Origin of the sequence: Caulifigura coniformis, from assembly GCF_007745175.1 — a bacterium.
Classification (GTDB): Bacteria; Planctomycetota; Planctomycetia; order Planctomycetales; family Planctomycetaceae; genus Caulifigura; species Caulifigura coniformis.
Genome location: NZ_CP036271.1, coordinates 3,459,322 through 3,477,821, shown reverse-complemented (window position 1 = coordinate 3,477,821; position 18,500 = coordinate 3,459,322). Strand labels below are relative to the sequence as shown.

The 18,500-nt window shown below is 63.3% G+C and carries 20 protein-coding genes; 6 read left to right on the top strand and 14 right to left on the bottom strand.

Going from position 1 to position 18,500, the window contains the following annotated elements:
* Positions 1-18: 18 nt before the first annotated feature.
* Positions 19-2,088 (bottom strand): ATP-binding protein, encoded by a 2,070-nt coding sequence (locus Pan44_RS14080; RefSeq protein WP_197453320.1) that lies wholly within the window; start codon positions 2,086-2,088, stop codon positions 19-21.
* Positions 2,089-2,348: 260 nt separating this feature from the next.
* On the opposite strand from Pan44_RS14080, the gene Pan44_RS14075 reads away from it, so the two are divergent.
* Entirely contained in the window at positions 2,349-3,275 is a 927-nt protein-coding gene (locus tag Pan44_RS14075; protein WP_197453319.1) for a diacylglycerol/lipid kinase family protein, read from the top strand.
* A gap of 96 nt (positions 3,276-3,371) precedes the next feature.
* Here the strand turns inward: Pan44_RS14075 and Pan44_RS14070 are convergent, their stop codons facing one another.
* The gene (locus Pan44_RS14070) at positions 3,372-3,572 is read right to left on the bottom strand and encodes a carbon storage regulator (RefSeq protein WP_145030669.1); all 201 of its coding nucleotides are present in this window, start codon (positions 3,570-3,572) and stop codon (positions 3,372-3,374) included.
* Between the two features lie 525 nt (positions 3,573-4,097).
* Between Pan44_RS14070 and Pan44_RS14065 the strand changes: the two genes are divergently transcribed.
* Positions 4,098-4,391, top strand: coding sequence for a hypothetical protein (locus Pan44_RS14065; RefSeq protein ID WP_145030668.1), 294 nt, complete (start codon positions 4,098-4,100; stop codon positions 4,389-4,391).
* A gap of 30 nt (positions 4,392-4,421) precedes the next feature.
* Here the strand turns inward: Pan44_RS14065 and Pan44_RS14060 are convergent, their stop codons facing one another.
* From Pan44_RS14060 to Pan44_RS14020, 9 genes are all read right to left on the bottom strand, one after another.
* Entirely contained in the window at positions 4,422-5,006 is a 585-nt protein-coding gene (locus Pan44_RS14060) for an ANTAR domain-containing response regulator (protein ID WP_145030667.1), read from the bottom strand.
* Positions 5,007-5,147: 141 nt separating this feature from the next.
* A complete protein-coding gene (locus Pan44_RS14055; RefSeq protein WP_145030666.1) occupies positions 5,148-6,164 on the bottom strand; it encodes a YihY/virulence factor BrkB family protein in 1,017 nt (338 codons plus the stop codon).
* A 115-nt stretch (positions 6,165-6,279) separates the two neighbouring features.
* Positions 6,280-6,459, bottom strand: coding sequence for a hypothetical protein (locus Pan44_RS14050; RefSeq protein ID WP_145030665.1), 180 nt, complete (start codon positions 6,457-6,459; stop codon positions 6,280-6,282).
* A 38-nt stretch (positions 6,460-6,497) separates the two neighbouring features.
* Positions 6,498-6,956, bottom strand: a complete 459-nt coding sequence (locus Pan44_RS14045) for a phage holin family protein (RefSeq protein ID WP_145030664.1) — start codon at positions 6,954-6,956, stop codon at positions 6,498-6,500.
* Complete coding sequence (locus Pan44_RS14040) at positions 6,935-7,129, bottom strand: hypothetical protein (RefSeq protein WP_145030663.1); 195 nt, start codon at positions 7,127-7,129, stop codon at positions 6,935-6,937. The genes Pan44_RS14045 and Pan44_RS14040 overlap by 22 nt, the downstream gene beginning before the upstream one ends.
* Positions 7,126-7,548 (bottom strand): hypothetical protein, encoded by a 423-nt coding sequence (locus tag Pan44_RS14035; protein ID WP_145030662.1) that lies wholly within the window; start codon positions 7,546-7,548, stop codon positions 7,126-7,128. The genes Pan44_RS14040 and Pan44_RS14035 overlap by 4 nt, the downstream gene beginning before the upstream one ends.
* 13 nt (positions 7,549-7,561) lie before the next feature.
* Positions 7,562-7,849: a hypothetical protein gene (locus tag Pan44_RS14030; protein WP_145030661.1), complete on the bottom strand. Its 288-nt coding sequence runs from the start codon at positions 7,847-7,849 to the stop codon at positions 7,562-7,564.
* Between the two features lie 38 nt (positions 7,850-7,887).
* Positions 7,888-8,313, bottom strand: a complete 426-nt coding sequence (locus Pan44_RS14025; RefSeq protein ID WP_197453318.1) for a CsbD family protein — start codon at positions 8,311-8,313, stop codon at positions 7,888-7,890.
* A 266-nt stretch (positions 8,314-8,579) separates the two neighbouring features.
* Complete coding sequence (locus Pan44_RS14020; RefSeq protein WP_145030659.1) at positions 8,580-9,296, bottom strand: phosphatase PAP2 family protein; 717 nt, start codon at positions 9,294-9,296, stop codon at positions 8,580-8,582.
* A gap of 137 nt (positions 9,297-9,433) precedes the next feature.
* On the opposite strand from Pan44_RS14020, the gene Pan44_RS14015 reads away from it, so the two are divergent.
* Positions 9,434-10,789 carry a DUF1501 domain-containing protein gene (locus Pan44_RS14015; RefSeq protein WP_145030658.1) on the top strand — a complete coding sequence of 452 codons (1,356 nt, stop codon included), beginning with the start codon at positions 9,434-9,436 and terminating at the stop codon, positions 10,787-10,789.
* Entirely contained in the window at positions 10,786-11,268 is a 483-nt protein-coding gene (locus Pan44_RS14010; protein WP_145030657.1) for a GNAT family N-acetyltransferase, read from the top strand. The genes Pan44_RS14015 and Pan44_RS14010 overlap by 4 nt, the downstream gene beginning before the upstream one ends.
* A 25-nt stretch (positions 11,269-11,293) precedes the next feature.
* Here Pan44_RS14010 and Pan44_RS14005 read toward each other — a convergent pair whose 3' ends face one another.
* Entirely contained in the window at positions 11,294-12,397 is a 1,104-nt protein-coding gene (locus Pan44_RS14005; RefSeq protein ID WP_145030656.1) for a hypothetical protein, read from the bottom strand.
* Positions 12,398-12,503: 106 nt separating this feature from the next.
* Positions 12,504-13,235: a ribonuclease PH gene (gene rph, locus Pan44_RS14000; RefSeq protein ID WP_145030655.1), complete on the bottom strand. Its 732-nt coding sequence runs from the start codon at positions 13,233-13,235 to the stop codon at positions 12,504-12,506.
* A gap of 111 nt (positions 13,236-13,346) precedes the next feature.
* Here rph and holB point away from each other — a divergent pair, with 111 nt between their 5' ends.
* Complete coding sequence (holB, locus tag Pan44_RS13995; RefSeq protein ID WP_145030654.1) at positions 13,347-14,390, top strand: DNA polymerase III subunit delta'; 1,044 nt, start codon at positions 13,347-13,349, stop codon at positions 14,388-14,390.
* Here holB and Pan44_RS13990 read toward each other — a convergent pair.
* Positions 14,373-16,451: a glycosyltransferase family protein gene (locus Pan44_RS13990; RefSeq protein ID WP_145030653.1), complete on the bottom strand. Its 2,079-nt coding sequence runs from the start codon at positions 16,449-16,451 to the stop codon at positions 14,373-14,375. The two genes, holB and Pan44_RS13990, sit on opposite strands and share 18 nt — an antisense overlap.
* Positions 16,452-16,636: 185 nt before the next feature.
* On the opposite strand from Pan44_RS13990, the gene Pan44_RS13985 reads away from it, so the two are divergent.
* The gene (locus tag Pan44_RS13985) at positions 16,637-18,208 is read left to right on the top strand and encodes a trypsin-like peptidase domain-containing protein (protein WP_145030652.1); all 1,572 of its coding nucleotides are present in this window, start codon (positions 16,637-16,639) and stop codon (positions 18,206-18,208) included.
* Positions 18,209-18,500: the final 292 nt, after the last annotated feature.

Genomic DNA, 18,500 nt, shown 5'->3' with positions numbered 1-18,500 from the left:
AACGACTCGGACGACCTGTCAAAGTCGGTCATCAGGGGTATGGAATCCGGCCCGCTGCGGCGCAGTTCGATTGTATTGCCTCGCCACCGCATCTAACAGGGCGTGCCGATCGACCGGTTTTGAGAGATATTCATCACAGCCGGACTCCAGGCACTTCTCACGATCCCCGCGCATCGCAGCCGCCGTGAGAGCGATAATCGGAACCCGACTCCCTTGCGCCCGCAGGCGAGCCGTCGCGTCAAAGCCGGTCATAATCGGCATCTGCATGTCCATGACGACGACGTCGAAAGGTCGGCCGGACTGCTGGGCCCGCAGCACTTCCGTGACGGCCCGCTCCCCGTTGTCAACGACGGCGACCGTTGCACCCGCATCTTCGAGCATCCGACGGATCATGAACTGAATGCCGCGCGTGTCCTCAGCCACGAGAACCGTGGCCGGGACGACCACGTCGATGGAATCGCGGCTGCGATGCTGTTCATCCGCGGCTTCGGCGAGACTGGCGGCCTGCTCAAACAGCAAGGGGGTCGACGAGACCACGGGAAGGGTGACCGTGAACACGGTTCCCTGACCCACCCGGCTGACGACGCCGATATGCCCGCCCAGCATTCGGACGAGTCGCTGGCTGATGGTCAGTCCGAGCCCGGTTCCGCCGATGCGACGCGCCAGCGCAGGCTGAATCTGGCTGAAGGCTTCAAACACGGTCGTCAGCAATTCCGGGGGGATGCCGATGCCCGTATCGTGAACCTCGATGGAGAGCGTGGGGGGCACGGTCGATCGATCACAGCGTGAAACGATCGTGACCGCCCCCGCATCGGTGAACTTGATCGCGTTCCCGACGAGGTTCACGAGGATCTGCCGCACACGCAGTGGGTCGGTCTGCATCAGGGCCGGCATGCGGGTCGCATACTCGGCTTCCAGCTTGATGCCCTTCTCTGCCGCCTGTGGTTCGAGCAGCGAGCGAACTTCGGAGACCACCGAGACGATCGAGCAGTCTTCGACGTGGATATCGAGCCGACCCGCTTCGATCTTCGACAGGTCGAGGATGTCATTGAGGATGCCGAGAAGCATCCGGCCCTGGGTGCGGATCATCTGGAGCACTTCGCGGTGCTCCTCCCGCTCCAGACGCGGAAAGAGGGTGTCCGCACATCCGAGCACCGCCGTGAGCGGCGTGCGAATCTCGTGACTCATATTCGCGAGGAACTCGCTCTTCGCTTCGCTGGCCGCCAACGCGGTGGCTTCCGCCTGTTTCAGAGTCCGTTCCACACGAAGCTGGTCGGACACGTCGGTCTGGACGCCGACGAAATGCGTCGTGACGCCCGTGGAATTGACCAGGGGAGTGATCCGGAGATTGTTCCAGAACGTCGAGCCATCCTTGCGGTAGTTGAGCAGCGTGACCTGCACTCCGACGCCCGCCTTCAACCCTGTGCGGACCTCGTCCACAGCGTCCGGACTGGTCTGCGGCCCCTGCAGGAACCGGCAGTTCCTTCCGAGGACTTCGGACCGGGAGTATCCGGTGAGTCGTTCGAATCCAGGATTCGCATAGACAATCGGATTGTCGTGCGCGAGCGCACTGGTGATGAGCACGCCGTCGGCGAGGGAATCGAGTGCACGCGCCCGGGCGACCAGGTCGACTCCGTGACGCTCGAAGTTCGTCCGATCGACGACGGTCCCCACGACCCGGGACGGTTTTCCCTGCCCGTCCAATGTCGCGCAGGCCCGAATCGCCACGGCGGTCACCTGCCCGTCCCGCCGCACGCAGAACTCGCTTTCCAGCCGCCGCCCCTGAACCATGGTCTGATGAAGCGCCGCCTCCACGCCGGGCGATTCACTGGCCTCGACAGAGCAAAAGAGCTCGTGAACCGGAATGGTCGCGTGCGAAGGGAGATTCAACAGTCGTACCGCGCGTTCGTCGACCGAAACCAGGCCCGTTTTCAGATCGACTTCCCAGACTCCAATCTGGCTCGTGTCGAGCACGAGTCGGAGGTGGTCGGCACGGTCGCGCAGCGCGCGTTCAACGTGCTCATGCCGCACAATGTCCGCCTGGAGCTTCTCGTTCAGCGGACGAACCTGTTGCGGGTCCACACTCACCAACCCATCCTCGTTCCGTCGACCGGCCCGCACACCAGTTTCGGCTGCGGACGAGCTTTGAACAATCCCGAGCCCCGATCTCCCGTCGGGCCGTCCGACGGCCACCCAGAATGGCTGGCGATCGGATCGCGAATTTTCCTCAACGCCGCGCACTCCGCAAGCCGACCTTCGCGAAAAACGCTTTCGGATCGCCCCGTCGTCGACGTGGAAAGGACTGGTACAATCGTGCACCCGCTCTCCACCTCATCGCATGGACCTGTATGTCTCCCGGCCCGGACGCCCAGGAATCGAACGTGGTCGTCATCTGGAATTCGACGGCAGGATCATCCGGAGGGGCGGAGGATGTCCGGCGAACGCTGGAAACGCGCCCGGATGTCACGGTCTTCGAGACGGCATCGCGCGAGGAATCGCTTCGCCGGGTCGAACGGGCCTGCAAAGAGGGGGCTTCCCGGGTCATTGCGGCTGGGGGCGATGGGACTGTCAATGCAGTCGTGACCGCATTGACGCAATGGACGCACGATCATGGGGCGCCCCCCGCACTGGCCATTCTGCCACTGGGCACCGGGAACGATCTCGCGCGGTCGCTGCGGATGCCTCTCATCCCCGAGGAAGCGATCGAGGTCTGCCTGAGCGGGGCGGCCCGGCCGATGGACGTCCTCCGGGTGAGCCACGGCGACGGCGAGATCCACCGGGCGGGGAACATGGTGACAGCTGGCAATACGGGCAAGTACCTGGAAGTGCTGACCGAAGATCTCAAACAACGATGGGGCGCGCTGTGTTACCTGCGAGGGGCGGTCGACCTGCTCGAGGAACTGGAGGTCTTCTCCCTGCAACTCGTCATCGATGATGAGCCTCCCTACGAAATCGATGCACTCAACCTGTTCCTGGCGAACGGCCGAACGTCCGGTGGCGGAATGACCGTGTGTGCGGATGCGGCCCTCGATGATGGGCTGCTCGACCTGCTGATCATTCAGGACGGGACTGGGCTCGACCTGGCCGGGTTGACGGTCGATTACCTGATGAGCGATGTCCGCAACAGCGGAATCGTTCAGCACCGACGCTGCCGAAGGGTGCAGGTCTCCTGTAAATCCGAGATTCCGCTGTCGATGGATGGCGATGGGGCGAAAGCGAAGGCGTTTACTGTGAGCGTCGAGCAGGGGGCACTTCAGGCGGTGTTCGGCGCATAAAAAAACGGTCGCATTCCCCAGAAATGCGACCGCTTGACTCATGATTCAATTCTCCCGACTGGCTGCGGGTGCAGACGCCAGCTTCGTCGGGGTGGATCAGCCGACGGCTTCGAGAACGAGTTCGAAGCTCGCTTCTTCTTCCTTCAGGGCGGCGGCAATCTCCTGCCGTTGCACGGACAGGTCGCGAGGGGCCTCGATGGCCAGCCGGACGCGGCTGCCTCGAATATCGGCAACCTTCACCCGGATGTTTCCGCCGATGATGATCTCTTCGCCAATCTTCCGTGTCAGGACGAGCATTCCATTACTCCCGGCGCGAGGCGCCAAATGATTTGACTCTGGGGATCTGCACACTCCAGCAACAGACCACTAAGCGAATTGCTTGCCGGATTTGCCGAATACGGCATCAGGCGGGGATGCTCCGGCCGACGGATGCCGCGAAAACCGATCCGCAACACCTGACGTTCCCTTCAGTTACAAAGATTGCAAACAGTTGCGGCAGAATCTGCCGAACGCCTGTTTGATGGTCATCGATTCTGCAAAACCGGGCGGCAGCCAGTGGTCGAATATCGACCACTGTGGTTGAAGACCGACCAGTCTGTGAACCGAATCAGCCGCTGTCGATTTGGAATAACCAGAAGGTATTCAGAGGGTTAGGAGCCTTCCGTCGCGTGAACCAGGGCGATGCTCGACGCATGCGACCGGGTGAACCCTCACGATCGCAGAAGTGAGGGAACAGAACCTGCATAGCCGTTGAGCAGCAGAGGTCCGGAACAACCTCTGGAGCCCCTCGTCACGGAACAACGGATTCGGAACACCGCTCCCATGATGGCACTGAAGTCTGCCCCCACTCCAACGTCTTCTTCCAATCACTCGCTTCACACACGCACAGGAACGGCCGCGGCGTCGCCCCGGACTGAATCAGTCGTTTCGACGGCCCTCGAACGCCTGCACCAGTCCCCCTATCGCGGACTGCGCGGCGTGGCACTGGGCGTGAACGGCAACACGATGGTGTTGACCGGCCAGGTGCGGACGTTCTTCCTGAAGCAGATGGCGCAGCATCTCCTCGGCGACTACACGGACGCCTGGGAAATCCGCAACGAAGTGCGCGTCGCCTGAGGCTCCGGGCTTTCTGAAAACGAGGGGGCTTCAAGCCCCCTTTGTTTCTTCTTCCAGGTACGCTTTCGCGGCGTCGATCAGGCGAATGCGGCGATCCGTCGCCATGCGACGAAGCTTCTTGTACGCCGTGTCTTCATCAAGCTGATCGGCTTTCATCATCACGCCCTTGGCCCGCTCGATCACCTTGCGATCTTCCAAGGCTCCGCGCAGCGATTCCACTTCGCTCTGCAATTCCTGAAACTGCTCAAAACGTTTCAGGACGAGGTGGATCGTCGGCTTGACCTCCCGCACTTCGACAGGCTCGATGAGATAGGCCATCACGTGGTCGAGAATCGCCCTCTCGACGGCCTGCAGGGACGTTCGCGTCGTGACGACGATGGCAGGAATCGCGAATTCGTCGGCGAGGCTGACGAGCGCCTGGATGCCGTCGCCGTCGGTGAGGTCGACGCCGGTCACGATCAGGTCAGGTGGCGAGGAACGGACCGTCGACACCAGAGCCTCGCAACTGTCGCAGTCGCAAACCACCTCGTGACCAAGCTCCTCGATGGCCCTTTTCAGCTCCACCCGCTGCTCAGAACTGGCATGAGCCAGCAACGTCTTCAAACGATCATTCATGTTCTTCGTGAACCGCAGATTGGCGTCATCAGCTTCCGGTCCGCAAGAAGCGTTTTCGCCCGACTGCGCCCAAAATAGCCGGGAGCGTCACGTCGCGAAAGCAACTTGCGAATCAGCTCTTGGCGGAACTCGCACGGACACCTAATCCCGGGTCTGCGAGGACGCCAGATCCGCCTGGGAGGGATGCCGGGAGCCCTCCAGCATGGGATGCGGACGCTCCTCAGTTGTCCGATCGACCGTTTCGACGGGGGGCGGCCAGACGCCGGCCGAAAGCGGGGCATCGTCCTGAGGCTCGAGAGCGGCCTGGGGCGCCATGGTCACTTTCAGGTACTCGGCCCCGAGAAAAACGAACGCAATCGCGTAGTAGCACCACAGGAGCACCGCGAGAAACGATCCGATCAGGCCGTAGGCGTCGGTGTACTTCGTGCCGATGACGAGGGCGCCGAGCAGCACCCGCCCGAGTTCCCAACCGGCGGCAGTGAACAGGCCCGCCCGCAGGGCGTCCCGCCAGGTCACCCGCACTGGGGTCAGGAGCCGGAACAGGAGGGTGAAGATCGACGTGTTGATCGTCAGCGAAGTCGCGAAACGGATCTGCGCCCCGGGCAGAGAAGGGATGCCAACCTGGTGGCGGAGGAACTCCTCGAGTCCGCCGATGACCATGTTGGCAATGAACACGGCGATCACGAGCAGTCCGCTGGCGAGGAGCATGAGGAAGGCGACGCCACGCTCGATCACCGTATGCCAGACAGCGGCGAAAATGCCTTTGTCCTTCGGCGGCTCGACGTTCCAGATGTGATCGAGAGCCCGCTCGAACTGGGTAAAGCCAGCGATGGCGGCGATCAGAATGCCGATCAGGCCCAGCGACCCGCCGATGTCGGAGCGATTGCGGACCTGCTCCAGAATCGTCCGCACCTGGGCCTCGAGAGCGGGCGACGCCTGCTCCGCAATCAACCTGAGAACCTGCTGTTCGGCGTCCTGGCCGAACCGGGTATAGGTCAGGACGAGACCGACGCCGGAAATCAGCGTGACGAGCAGGGGGAAGATCGAAAGTCCGAGATAGTAGGCGACGGCGGCCGACATGAGCGGTCCGTCGTCCTCCTGCCAGCGCTCGTACGTCTTCCACAGGACGCGGCCGTTATTGATCAATCGAGATCGCATGGTGCAACGGCAACAAAAAATGCGGCACCGCGTGCGCCCGCCCTGTGCGGTTCATACGCGGTGCTCGCAGGATCTCAATTGATTCTCCCCACGCGTGCAGGCATGAGGGTGCATCCTACCACGGCTTGAGCTTCCACCCGAGGACGAAACCGATCCCGAAACACCACAGAGCGGCGACGTCCGGCTTCTGTTTCGCATAGGCGGTGAGGTACTGAACGATGTCTTCAGCGGGTTTCGCCACCACTTCCTGGCTTCCCCCTTCCCGTCGCTGAGTGGATGTTGCTGCCTGCGCCATTTCATGAACTCCTGAGGTAGTGCTTTGAAAATTCCAATTCAGAATCGCGACGCGGGACCGGGAACCGGGTCCGGCTCGGTGGGCCGAAGAGACTCCTTGATCCAGCGCATGGTTTCGACCGCTTCGGCTTTCGACCGGCCGAACGTTTTTCCCGCCGACAACAGACGCTTCCAGCCAAACCAGGCGGCCCCCGCGCCGAACACCAGGCCCACAAGGGCGCTGACGCCGAACGCGGCCGTCCATGACCATTCCGCGAACTCGACGAGGGCAAGGGCCATCGTCACGAAAATCAGGGGAATCGCACCGACTGCTGCAAGAACGCCTGCAATGATCGCTCCGATCCCCAGTCCCGCTGTGCTCGATCCGTCCCGCAGGTCAACGGCGAACAGCCGCAGCTGAAGCTCGCCCAGCGTGAGGAGATCGTGGGCATAGCCGGAAACGTTCCGGCCGAATTTCTTCGCGGGATTTCCGCGGTTTACCGGCGCTTGATCAACCATCCGAGTGCCACTCCGGCGGAAAGGGCGACAGCGATGCAGGTTCCTGGATGACGTTCAATCCACTCGTCGATCCGTCCGACGAAAGTCGTCACTTCATCCGCAGTGAGCGGCTCGCGCATCGTTTGCGGGCCGTATGCGGTGAACAATGACGGGCTGCCATTGCGGGCAATCATGCGTGGTGCTCCCCGGTCGTCTGATCCGCCATTTCGTGTCCAAAGATCTTGCCGACCTGCTGGCCGGCGAACGCGATGCCCGCGCGAAGCAGCATGTTCCCCGCCAGGTTCATTCCCGATTCGACGAGGCTGGGCTTCCTGTTCGGAGTGACGGTCGCCGGATCGACGATCCACCCTTTCTTCTCCGCGATCCGCTGCAGTTGATCGAGATCGGCAACCGGCTTCTGCTTTTTCGGAACGAGCAGGAATCCAACGACTCCCGCCGCCGCCAGCACGGGGCCCGTGAACTCATGGAGATAAAACCGCCAGTCGGCCAGGCGCTTCGCGCTTGAGGCGACATTCGCAGCTTCGCCGCTCATCCGATGGCGGACCACATCCATCAGGCGACGGAGTTCTTCTGCGCTGAGTTGCTCGCTCACGGGTCACTCCCGCTCAGGTGTGCAGCTGTTTCTGGACCGATGCGGGGAGATACTCCGCAATCGAATCGAGAATCTTGCGACCCAGGTTCTCCGCAGTCGGCTGCTTGCGGACACCCATCGGCTCCGCGAGAGCGCTTCCGACCACCACACCCAATCCCAGTCCGACTCCGAACAGGGCGAGCGTCATCGCGAGTGGGTGTTCCTGGATCGCGGACTCAGCCGCGGCGGTGCAGCGAGACATCATGGGCGCCTCGGCTGTCTCGCCTTCAAAATGCTCATGCATGCGATTCATGGGTTCCATCGACCTGTCTCCTGAAGGGTGAGTTCCAGCGGCTCGCCTCAAGCGCGAGACGACTTCAGAACCAGGCCGGCCACGACGCCAGCGATCAGTCCGGCGCCGAACGCGACGGCAACCGACTCCATCGGGCTGCGACGAACCATGGCTTCCGCTTCCTTCATCCCGACCTGGACGCCTTCCAGCGCCTGCTCGTAGCGTTCGCCGGCCACCTGTTTCGCCTGTCCCGCATAATCCTTGGCAGTGCTCACAGCCTGTTGAACAGCCGAGCCGCTGTTTTTCATCGCTGATTGAAGGAAGTCCTCGACAGCGCGGCGGGTTTCTCCCGTCTTTGCCTGGATGGCTCCGATCAGCTGGTTCGCATCGCCCTTGAACTGTGTCAAGTCGTTGTCGGTCAGCTGGCCCCAGCGCTCCTGAAGCTTCCCCTTCACCGAGTTCCAGCTGCCTTCGAGTTCCTGGCGAGTGATCATTATTCCCATCTCCTGATTCGAGGACCGCGGTCTGTCGCGACCGGTTCAGAAACGGCTTTGCAATCGCCGGACCAAACGCCGCCAGCCGGAGTTTTCTCAGGGATTTCCCGCCAAAAGCGTTGCGAATCCTGCGAATCGCGTGAGGGTCGGGGGGCCTTGGCCGACAGGAGCCGATAGGTCGTTGAGCGATCAATTCACTCGCTGACCCGACACCCGTAGTGGCTGCCGACAGACTCTGCGAGTCTCATCACAGAGCGGAAAAACCCTCAGATCGAGGGCGATTCCTGCAGCTTTTCCGGCGTCCTCAGGCGGTTGGTCAGCCAGGCATGGACGAGCCAGCACGCTTCGGACCATGCCAGCCCAATCGTCCACCCCGCCAGTACGTCACTGGGATAATGAACCCCCAGCAGGACCCGGCTGACGCCCACCAGAATCGATAGGGCGACGGCCAGCCCCAGCACGTACATCTTCAGCAGTCGTCCCTCGACGACCGCCATCACCATTCCACCCAGGGTGAGATAGGTGATAGCCGCCATCATCGAATGGCCGCTCGGGAAGCTGCTGGAGTAGACATGCACGAGGTGAGGGACGACCTCAGGCCGGGCCCGCGAAAAGAGCATCTTGAGCCCGGAGGCCATGAGCGCTCCGCCTGCCGTGGCGATCGTGAGAAAAACAGCAGTCCAGCGTTTGCCGAGGAGCCAGAGAAAGCCAACGACGCCGGCCGTGCTCAGGGCCAGGACGACCACCGACCCCAGGGCGGTGACGTCGCGGACCATTTCCGGCAACCAGCGCGGCCCGCGCAGCACGCCCGGATCGCCCGGCTGGCGTGCCAGCTGAAGCAGCCAACGGTCCCAGCGCCCCGTCTCCCCTTCCCGAACGGCTTCCGCGAGGGCGAGGGCTCCCCACACGCCCAGGGTCAGCAGGACGAGCGCGGCCCACGCGCGAGGCTCCCACGACCGGAAGAAGCTGATGAACCGTCCCATTCTTCGCGGCACTCCCTGCTCGTGAGCGGTTTCGCGCAGTCAGGCTGCCAGCCGGTCGGCCGGTTCGCTATCGTATCAATCTGCGTGGATGAGTCGCCGGCCCCTTCCCGCTGCACCGCGTTGAGGATATCGCACCGATGTCGTTCGGAAAGAACTCCTCCCGTCGATTCTGTGACGGGATCACGCGACGCTCATTCGTCCGCTTGGGAAGCCTGGCCGTCGGCGGACTGGGGCTGACCGACCTGATTCGCAACGAGGCGCGCGGTGCGGCCAAGGCCCGCCGACACAAGTCGGTCATCATGGTCTACCTGACGGGCGGAATCGGCCATCAGGACACGTTCGACCTCAAGCCGCAGGCCCCCGTCGAGATGCGCGGAGAGTTCCGCCAGATCGCGACGGCCGTCCCCGGAACCGCCTTCTGCGAACACCTCCCCAGGCTCTCCGCCTGCGCCGACAAGTTCACGGTGCTGCGTTCGATCGTCGGCCAGCGGGATGAGCACTCGAGCTTCCAGAGTGTGACCGGATTCACGATGGGCGAGACGGCCCAGCGGAAACTCCCGCACTTCGGGTCGATCGTCTCCAGGGTGCAGGGCGGAACCGACTCGCTGACGCCGCCGTTCATCGACCTGTTCCCCACGATGCAGCACCGGCCGTACAACAGCACCGGCGCGGGCTACCTGGGAAGTGCGTACCACCAGGTTCGCGCGGACGGTGAAGACCTGAACAGCATGAAGCTTCGATATATCGAGCGCCCGCAGTTCGAAGGACGCCAGCGACTGCTGACGGGGCTGGACGAACTGCGCCGCCGACAGGACGCGCACGGATTTTCCGATGCGGACGAAAGCTATCGCCGCGCGTTCGAGGTGATGACGTCGTCCCGCATCATCGAAGCGATGGACGTGGAACGCGAAGACGTCGCCATCCGGGAGCGGTACGGCAAAGGTTCTTCGAAGCACCTGGGCGACGGCGCGCCGATGTGGAACGATCAACTGCTGATCGCCCGCAGGCTCGTGGAGTCGGGCGTCCGCGTCGTCACCGTCGCGTACGGGTTCTGGGACACGCATGGAAACAACTTCAGCCACATGAAGCAGCACCTGCCGCTGTTCGACACGGGAATCTCCGCCCTCATCGAAGACCTGCACGCCCGGGGCCTGAGCGAGGACTGCACCGTAGTCGTGTGGGGCGAGTTCGGACGAAGTCCGAAGATCAACACCAACGCAGGGCGCGACCATTGGGCGCCGGTTCAATCGGTGCTCGTTTCGGGAGGCGGCATGCCGGAGGGCCTCGTCATCGGCTCGACGGACAAGACGGCCGCTTACGCCCAGGAACGCCCGATTCATTACCGCGACGTGCTGGCCACGGTGTATCACAACCTCGGAATCGACCCGCATGACTTTGTGCGCGACGTGAGCGATCGCCCGGTCGCGATCCTCCCGGAAGACGCCCGGCCGATCCGCGAACTCGCCAGTGCGGGCCGGGTGCAGCACTCGTGAGCAGTTCGACCGGTTTCCAGGTTCGTCCGGCGGGCCCCGACGACGCCGAGATCATTGCACAGTTCAATTGTCTTCTGGCCGAAGAGACAGAACACACGCGGCTCGACCCGCCGACCGTGCTGGCAGGCGTGAAGCAGCTGCTCGCCGATCCTTCCAAGGGGCGTTACCTCGTGGCCGAAGAGGACGGCAAGGTGATCGGCCAGCTGGCGCACACCCGCGAATGGAGCGACTGGCGCAACGGCGACCTGTGGTGGATCCAGAGCGTGTATGTCCGCCAGGGGCATCGCGGCGGGGGAGTGTTCCGTGCGCTCTACGAGCATCTGGAGGCGATGGCGCGGGAATCAGGCCAGGTGGTCGGAATCCGGCTGTATGTCGAGCAGCACAACGAAAAGGCCCAGAGCGCTTATCAGCGTCTGGGCCTCGCGAAGACCGATTACCAGGTGATGCAGAAGGTGTGGCTCCCGCTTGCCGACAGCTGACGGCGGCCGTTCTGCACTCGCCGATTCATCTCCTGCGGATGGCCTCGGGAAGCCGGGCGAGGGAGCTGGAGGTCCGCATCTGCGGAACGGGAATCAACAGCGGCTCCGGCATGAACGCCCACATGCGGGTAACGTCCTGATTCCTGCCGGTTTTTTCGATCCACATATGCTCAGGCTGGATCTCCACGACCTTCGTCTCGAGGTTCAGCTTCTCCTTCGCCCGGAAGACTTCGATGTCTTTCAGGATCTGGGGATCCGTCTTGGAGTCGTATGAGCCGACCGTGACGATCGAGTGGTAGTGGTCGTGCCAGACATACGCTTCCCGACCGCGATGCTGGCGGAGCGCCAGCGTGAGATCGTTGGCATCGATGGCGGCGACGTCGAGAGGATTGTGCTGCTTCTCTTCGAAGAAGTTCGTCTTCTGGGCGGCCAGCGTCCCTTCCATCACCTTGCGGCCAGTGAACATCGCCACCTGCAGGGTGTACTTCCCCTTGTTTTCCAGGAGGGAGTGATTGACCGAGGAATTGAGCTTGATCAACAGGGTATCGGGCTTGGCATCGGCCGCCATGCGCGTCTGCGCCTCTTCTGTGGACAACAGCGGATTGACGGTCAGGAAGGCCTTCTGGAACGGCCCCTGCCCGGCCTTGGCGAACCACACGATGCCGTTCTCGGGCGAGAGGCACTTTGGCTTGAGCTTCTTCACAAACGCCAGCGTCTGCTTGGCAAGCGGATCGTCGAGTGACGGGTAGTTGCCGGCGATGACGCCGAACGACTCGACCTTGTGGAGGTTCTTCCGCTGGTCCTTGTTCCCGCGGCGGTCGATCGTGTCGACCAGGCTATCGTCGCCATTCACTCGATAGACGTACGCCGGAAGGTTGTTCTTCGACCGGAGCTCGAACACGAGTTCGTTAGCGACCTGTTCCGCCGTCTTGGCGTTCTCTTCATTCCCTTCATTCGCGCTGCGGCGGAACGTTTCGACCATGATCATCACCGGGCCGTGAGCCTTGGAAAGCTCGTATTTTCGACCAGGGACGGCATCGATCGAACCGGCCCGGGCGACGGGCGCGAGAGAGAACGACGAGGCAGCCAAAAGGCCGCAGGCACACAGACGCAGGACAACGCTTCGCATGACCGACTCCTTCGGGAATGCGTGGAAAAATGACGCAACCGGCCGACGATGCGCCCTCCTGGCGCGGGCGGCCGCCCGTGAACTTGAGCCTATCCCAGAAAATGCCTCAGAAAGGCCAGTCTTTTCCAAGGATTTCGCGCTGCACCTGCGAAAGTTGCCGGACTCCATCGATCGCCAGCGCGAGCTGCGCCTGCAACTGCTCGGGGCTGAAGGTCCCCTTCTCCGCCGAACCCTGCACTTCCACGAACCGACCTTCGCCCGTCATCACGACGTTCATGTCGACTTCGGCCCGGCTGTCTTCCGGATAATCGAGATCGAGGACGGCGACTCCCTGATGGACGCCGACGCTGACGGCGGCAATGCTCGCAATCAGCACCTTCTTGGGATCGACCCCCGCAGGCTTCAGCGAATTGACGGCGTCGACGAGCGCGATGAATCCGCCCGTGATGCTCAGAGTTCGCGTTCCGCCATCGGCCCGGATGACGTCGCAGTCGATCGTGATGGTGCGCGGGCCGAGAGCCGCCGTGTCCACGGCGGCGCGCAGGCTCCTGCCGATCAGCCGCTGGATCTCCTGCGACCTGCCGTCGACCTTCCCGGAGCGTTCGCGGTTTTTCCGGGGAGAGGTGCTTCCGGGAAGCATGTTGTACTCGGCGGTGACCCACCCCGTCGGGGGATCCTGCTTCATCTTCCAGGGCGGAACCGAGTCGTCGATGCTGGCCGTGCAGAGCACCGAGGTGTTTCCAGCGTGAATGAGGACGCTGCCAGGCGCGGCCGTCGCAAAGGGGCGTTCGACGCGAATGGGGCGAAGCTGGTTCTGGAGACGTCCGTCGTGGCGCATGGTCGATTCGCAGGGAGCGTGGTGAATGAAGGAACGAAGTATCAGCGTGGACGGTCCGTACTTCCAGCCCGGCGATTCGCTACGATTCGCCTCTCAGTTTCAGGACACAACGTGGACAATCATTCTCCCATTCTCTGGAGTCGACTGCGCGGCCATGCGGCGCAGATCGCCATGCTGCGGCGGGCCGCGCTGCGCGGTCGGTTGGCCCATGGCTATCTCTTCCTGGGCCCGGCAGGGATCGGCAAACGGATCGTCGCCCGCGGGCTCGCCCAGGCCCTGTTCTGCCGGGAAACCAACGAGCAGGAGCTGGATCCCTGCGGTCATTGCCCCGCCTGCAAACAGGTGGCCGCCCTGACCCACCCCGACCTGCTGGAGATCGGCTGCCCCGAAGGGAAGCGCGAACTGTCGATTGACCTCATCGCAGGATCGAAGGACCGCCGGGGCCGGGAAGGACTCTGCCACGACCTGTCGCTCCGGCCGATGTCCGCCAGTCGCCGTGTCGCGATCATCGATGACGCGGAACGGATGAACGACGAAAGCGCGAACGCACTCCTCAAGACCCTCGAAGAACCCGCCCCCGGTTCCATCCTGATCCTGATCGCGGCCGATCTGGAACCGATCCTGCCGACGATCCGTTCGCGATGCCAGCCGTTGTGGTTCGGAGCCCTGTCGAACGACGATGTCGCTGTCCTCCTGAAAGAAGGGGGCATGGCTGAGGCCGAGGCGCGGAGCGCGGCGGCCGAAGCGAGCGGGAGCGTCGAAACGGCCCGGAAGCTTCTGGAACCGGGGCTCGCGGAACTTCGGAATGTGATCCGCAGCGGGCTGGCGAATCCCCGGTTCAGCAGTTTGACGCTGGCGACGCAGGTGAGCGAGGCGATCGAGTCGGCTTCATCCAACACGGCCGAACAGCGGGAAAACGCGACCTGGGCAATCCGCTTCGCCATCGACCACTTCCGAAACGTAGTGCGAAACACCGCCGAGAACGACATCGACAAACAGGATCGTGCAGCGGCCGGCCTGGAACGGTGCTACGACGCGATCAGGCACCTCGAACAATCGATGCCCGTTCCGCTGTGCATGGGCGGCCTCATGGACGACCTGAGCAAGATTGCCAGGACGGGATCGTCGGCCCTGTCGTCACCGATGTTGTGGTAGCTCGTCCGTCCGGACGGCTGTTGTCTGCTGCCGGGCCTCGATGAACAGCCACACAAGCAGCGCCGTTGCGGCGAAGGCAAACACGATCAGCCCGAGGCGAAAGCTGCCGGGCGAATAGCTCCATTCGACGACATGTTTTCCGGCAGGAACGCGCACACTGCGGTAAACCTCTTCGAAAAGCTCAGGATCGACCGGCTGGCCATCGACGGTCACCTGCCAGCCTGGAAACAGCAGATCGAGCAACACGACCCGACCGTCGCGATCGCTGTCGACTTCGAGGGAGATCGCTTCGGGCCGCTCCTCGCGGATCATGACCCCCTGTCCGTCGACCTGGCCTTCGAGGAAGGCATGCGCGCGTGAGCCCTGCAGGGAGTACAGGTAGAGCGGCTCGCCTCCCCTTCCCCAGGCAGCGTTGAGAAACGGATCTCGCACCACGGTCGCGGGGCTGACCGGCCAGTCGGCCTCGACCAGCGCCGATTGCGCGAGAATGTGCGTCGCCCCCGCCTGCTGCAGCCAGCGGATGAGCGACTGGCGCAGCTCGGGCGTTTCGTCCTCCTGACTGTAGCGAGGGATCGCCAGCCGCTTGTCGTAGTACTGCTTCGGCCCGATACCGAGATACTCGGGGACGCAGTTCACCCCCATGATGGAAGGCAGGTTCGGGCCAGGTGCGAAGACCCGGACAGGCGTCTCGATCGATCGCAGCAGACGGCCGACGGGGCTTTCGTGTCGAATCGAGATCGGCGCCCTGTTCACGAACGTGAGGTACGTCACGCAGTCGTGAACATAGGAGAGGTCGAAGGTCGTCACGGTGAATACGACCGCAGTGAGAATCGGCCAGAACACGCGAATCGAGGAGAGCTGCAGCAGGCGATCGAGCACCCGGCCGGCGACGACCCCGACGGCAAGAGCCGTCATCATCCCATAGCGCCCGGGGCCGGCGAAATACCCGAAGCCGGGAACCAGGCGAAGAACCGGCATCGGCCAGCCGGTGGCCAGAACGACGCCCCCCAACCCGGCGAGGACAAGGATCGCGATCCGGCGGTCGCGTCGGCCTTCCGTGCGCCAGAACAGCGCGGCCACGGCGAGATAAAACGGAATCACACCGAAATAGAGATGGGCTTCGATCCGGTTGGAATTGAAGAGGTTTTCATCCGGGTTGATGTCGGGAGCGAACCAGAGCGTCGGCCAGAGAGGTTGAGTGAGGTACCAGAGTGGAATGTTTCCGTAAGCCTGGTTGAAGCCACCCCCTTCCCGCTGACTGGCCGACTTGAGTTCCGCACTGGGAATCAACTGCGGCGCGGCGAGGAGGAACCCGAGCACAACGGCGGTCGCCGCCTTTGCCGCAGACGGCCAGCGGGCGATTCGCACGCGATCCGCCAGTCCATCGGTCGCCCATGTCAGCCGCAGCGCGACCAGAAGTGTCGACACGAGGAGCGTGATGAACGCCAGGTTGAAGTGCCCGGTCGTCAGGAATGCCGCCAGCGCGACGGACGCTATCGCCAGCCAGCGGACCTTTCCCGACTGTAGGTAGCTCTCCACGCACCAGACGATCGCCGGGAAGAACGCACCGCCGATGATCGCCCATTCCAGGCAGGCCCGGGCCGGAAACCAGCCATAGACGAACGACAGCGCAGCCAGATGCGAGCCGACGGCTCCGATGCCGAACCGGCGCGCGAGGAGCCATGTGAAGACATAGGCGGCGATGTAGTGCAGCAGATGGCTGGCGTTGTAGGCCGTGTTGACGTCGAAGAAGCGGTAGAGGGCGATGTTGAGCGGAGAGAGCGCTCCCGTCTGGCTTTCGGCGAGCTGCGGGTATCCGAGACTGACAACCGAGTTCCAGAGAGGGAGCCGGCCGTCGCGGAGCGCGTCCTGGAGCACGACCTTCTGCGGGAAGTAGTAGGTATAGGTGTCGCCGCCGATCAATCCTCCGCCCCCCCAGAGCTTCGGGAAGAAGAACCACGACAGGCCGACAGCGGCCGCCAGGACGAGGCTGGCATTGAGAAAGCCTCGGCCTGAAGGCGCGGAATGTTCCGGCAGGGAATGCCGATTGCTCCTATCCACGTCAGGTGGAGAGCCGGACTGGACCGGACGACGTTTGTTCCGCTTTAGTCCCATCCCCGCCTGTACTTCCGCAAGAAGTGAGTTTCTCCTGACTGCAGGATGCCGTCAGGGATCGGTCTTCCCGTGTGTAATGTTGGGAAGGCCGCGTTGCAATTCTTACATGATCCAAGGTCGGAGCTTCACGGATGAAGACCGTCTCGGTGCTGATGCTGCTCTTCGGAGCAGCGCCCCGCGGTGAAGTCATTGAGTTGACGGGCAAGAACTGCATCCACTGCCAGAACATGGAGGGGATCGTTCACCGGCTGCAGCGCGAGGGTCTGCCGATCCGCCAGATCGATGTCGACCGGCAGCCCGAAGAAGCTCGTCGCTTCGCCTATGATGGACTTCCGACGTTCCTGATCGTCAGCGACGGCAGGGTGATCGATCGAACGCTCGGGGCGGTCAGCGAATCCGAACTGCGCCGGATGGTGACGAAGATTCCGGCAGAACCCGTCTCGCCCACTCCGTCCTCACCCAACCTGCGAGTTGAACTGGGCGAACCGGCTCAGCTCCCCCGCCCCACTGCGGGCCAGGGCGTCGTGGCGGAAGTTCCGTCGACACCCGTTCCCGAAGAGACCGACTCGTCGCTGTTCCCCAAGCTGTTTCGCCGGTCTCCCAAGGCCGAACCTTCGGTTCGGGGACAGAGCCAGACTCCGACGGCCCAGGTCGAGCGAACAGGAGAAACGGCCCTCGCCGCCAGCGTGAAGCTGAATCTGCACAGCCCCAAGGGAATCCTTCAGGGTTCGGGGACGATCATCCACAGCCAGATCGGGCGCACGCTGGTCGTGACGGCCGGCGCCCCGTTCAGCCAGCTTCCGCAGGGCTCGAAGATTGAAGTGGAAGTTCCTGCGAGCCAGACGGCGATGGCCGCAGGCGACAGCCGGGCGCGGAAATTCGTCGCCAAGCTGGTGAAGGCCGATCTCGATGCGGATGTCGCGTTGATCGAGTTCCCGACGGATCAGGCCCTGCGGGCGGCAGCCATCGCGCCGGCCTCCCACGCGCCGCAGCTCAGCGAGAAGGTGGCCTGTATCGGCGGGGCCTCCGGCGCCGCAATCACCCGAAACATGGACCGCATCACCGCCCTGAACAAGTATCAGGGGCCGGACACGATCGAATGCTCGGGCGTTCCCCTCCCCGGCCGCTGCGGCGGCGGACTGTTCAACATGAACGACGAACTCGTCGGCGTGTGCATCGCGGTCTCCGAAGACCCCAAGTCCAAGGCCCCCGTGGGCGGCATGTATTGCGGCCTGAAGCCGATTCATGACCTGCTCCGCGGCCTGAATATGGCAAGCCTGTTTGAAACGCAGGACGCCCCGGGCGCCCAGCCGACCGAATCCCTGGCGATGGCCCAGGCGGAACTCGGGACGGCCCGGCCGATGCCCGCTGATGTGCAGCCTGTGATCGAAGCAGCCGAACCGCTGGTTTCCGACGCCGCCCGGGACGCCCTGGCGATGGCCCAGCCGATTTCGACCGGAAACGAAGCGGGCCCGGCGGCCGCGATCGACGACGACCAGGAAGTGATCGTCATCATCAAATCGAAGAAGTCCTCGGCTCCGACCCGCATCATCCACATCCACAAGGCCAGCCCGAAACTGCGGGCCCTTCTGGATGGTCCCCAGGCCGTGTCCAACTCGACGCTCACGGGCGTCGGCGGCGCGCCCGGGGCGACGACCTCGAACAACCGCCGGCTGAGCCCGCCTCCGCTGGCCGTGAACTGAGCCGACCCAACTGGAACACCCCGGCCGCTTCGAGGAGCGGCCGGGGTGTTTTCGTTGAGGGGCTCACTTCCTGGAGGAGAAGCTCACGAGCGCGATTCAGGTCGCGCAAGTCTGAACCGGTGGCCAGGGACCCGATCCCCTGACACGCGGAATCCTGCCCGCGCGCAACCCCTCCCGTACTGGGAGAGAGTTCGTTCTTTGGCAATTCAGGACCGACGAGTGCTGACCGGGCGAGACGGAGGGCAAATGACCTCCAAAAACTCGTCACAGCTGTCACAGCTGTCACAGCTGT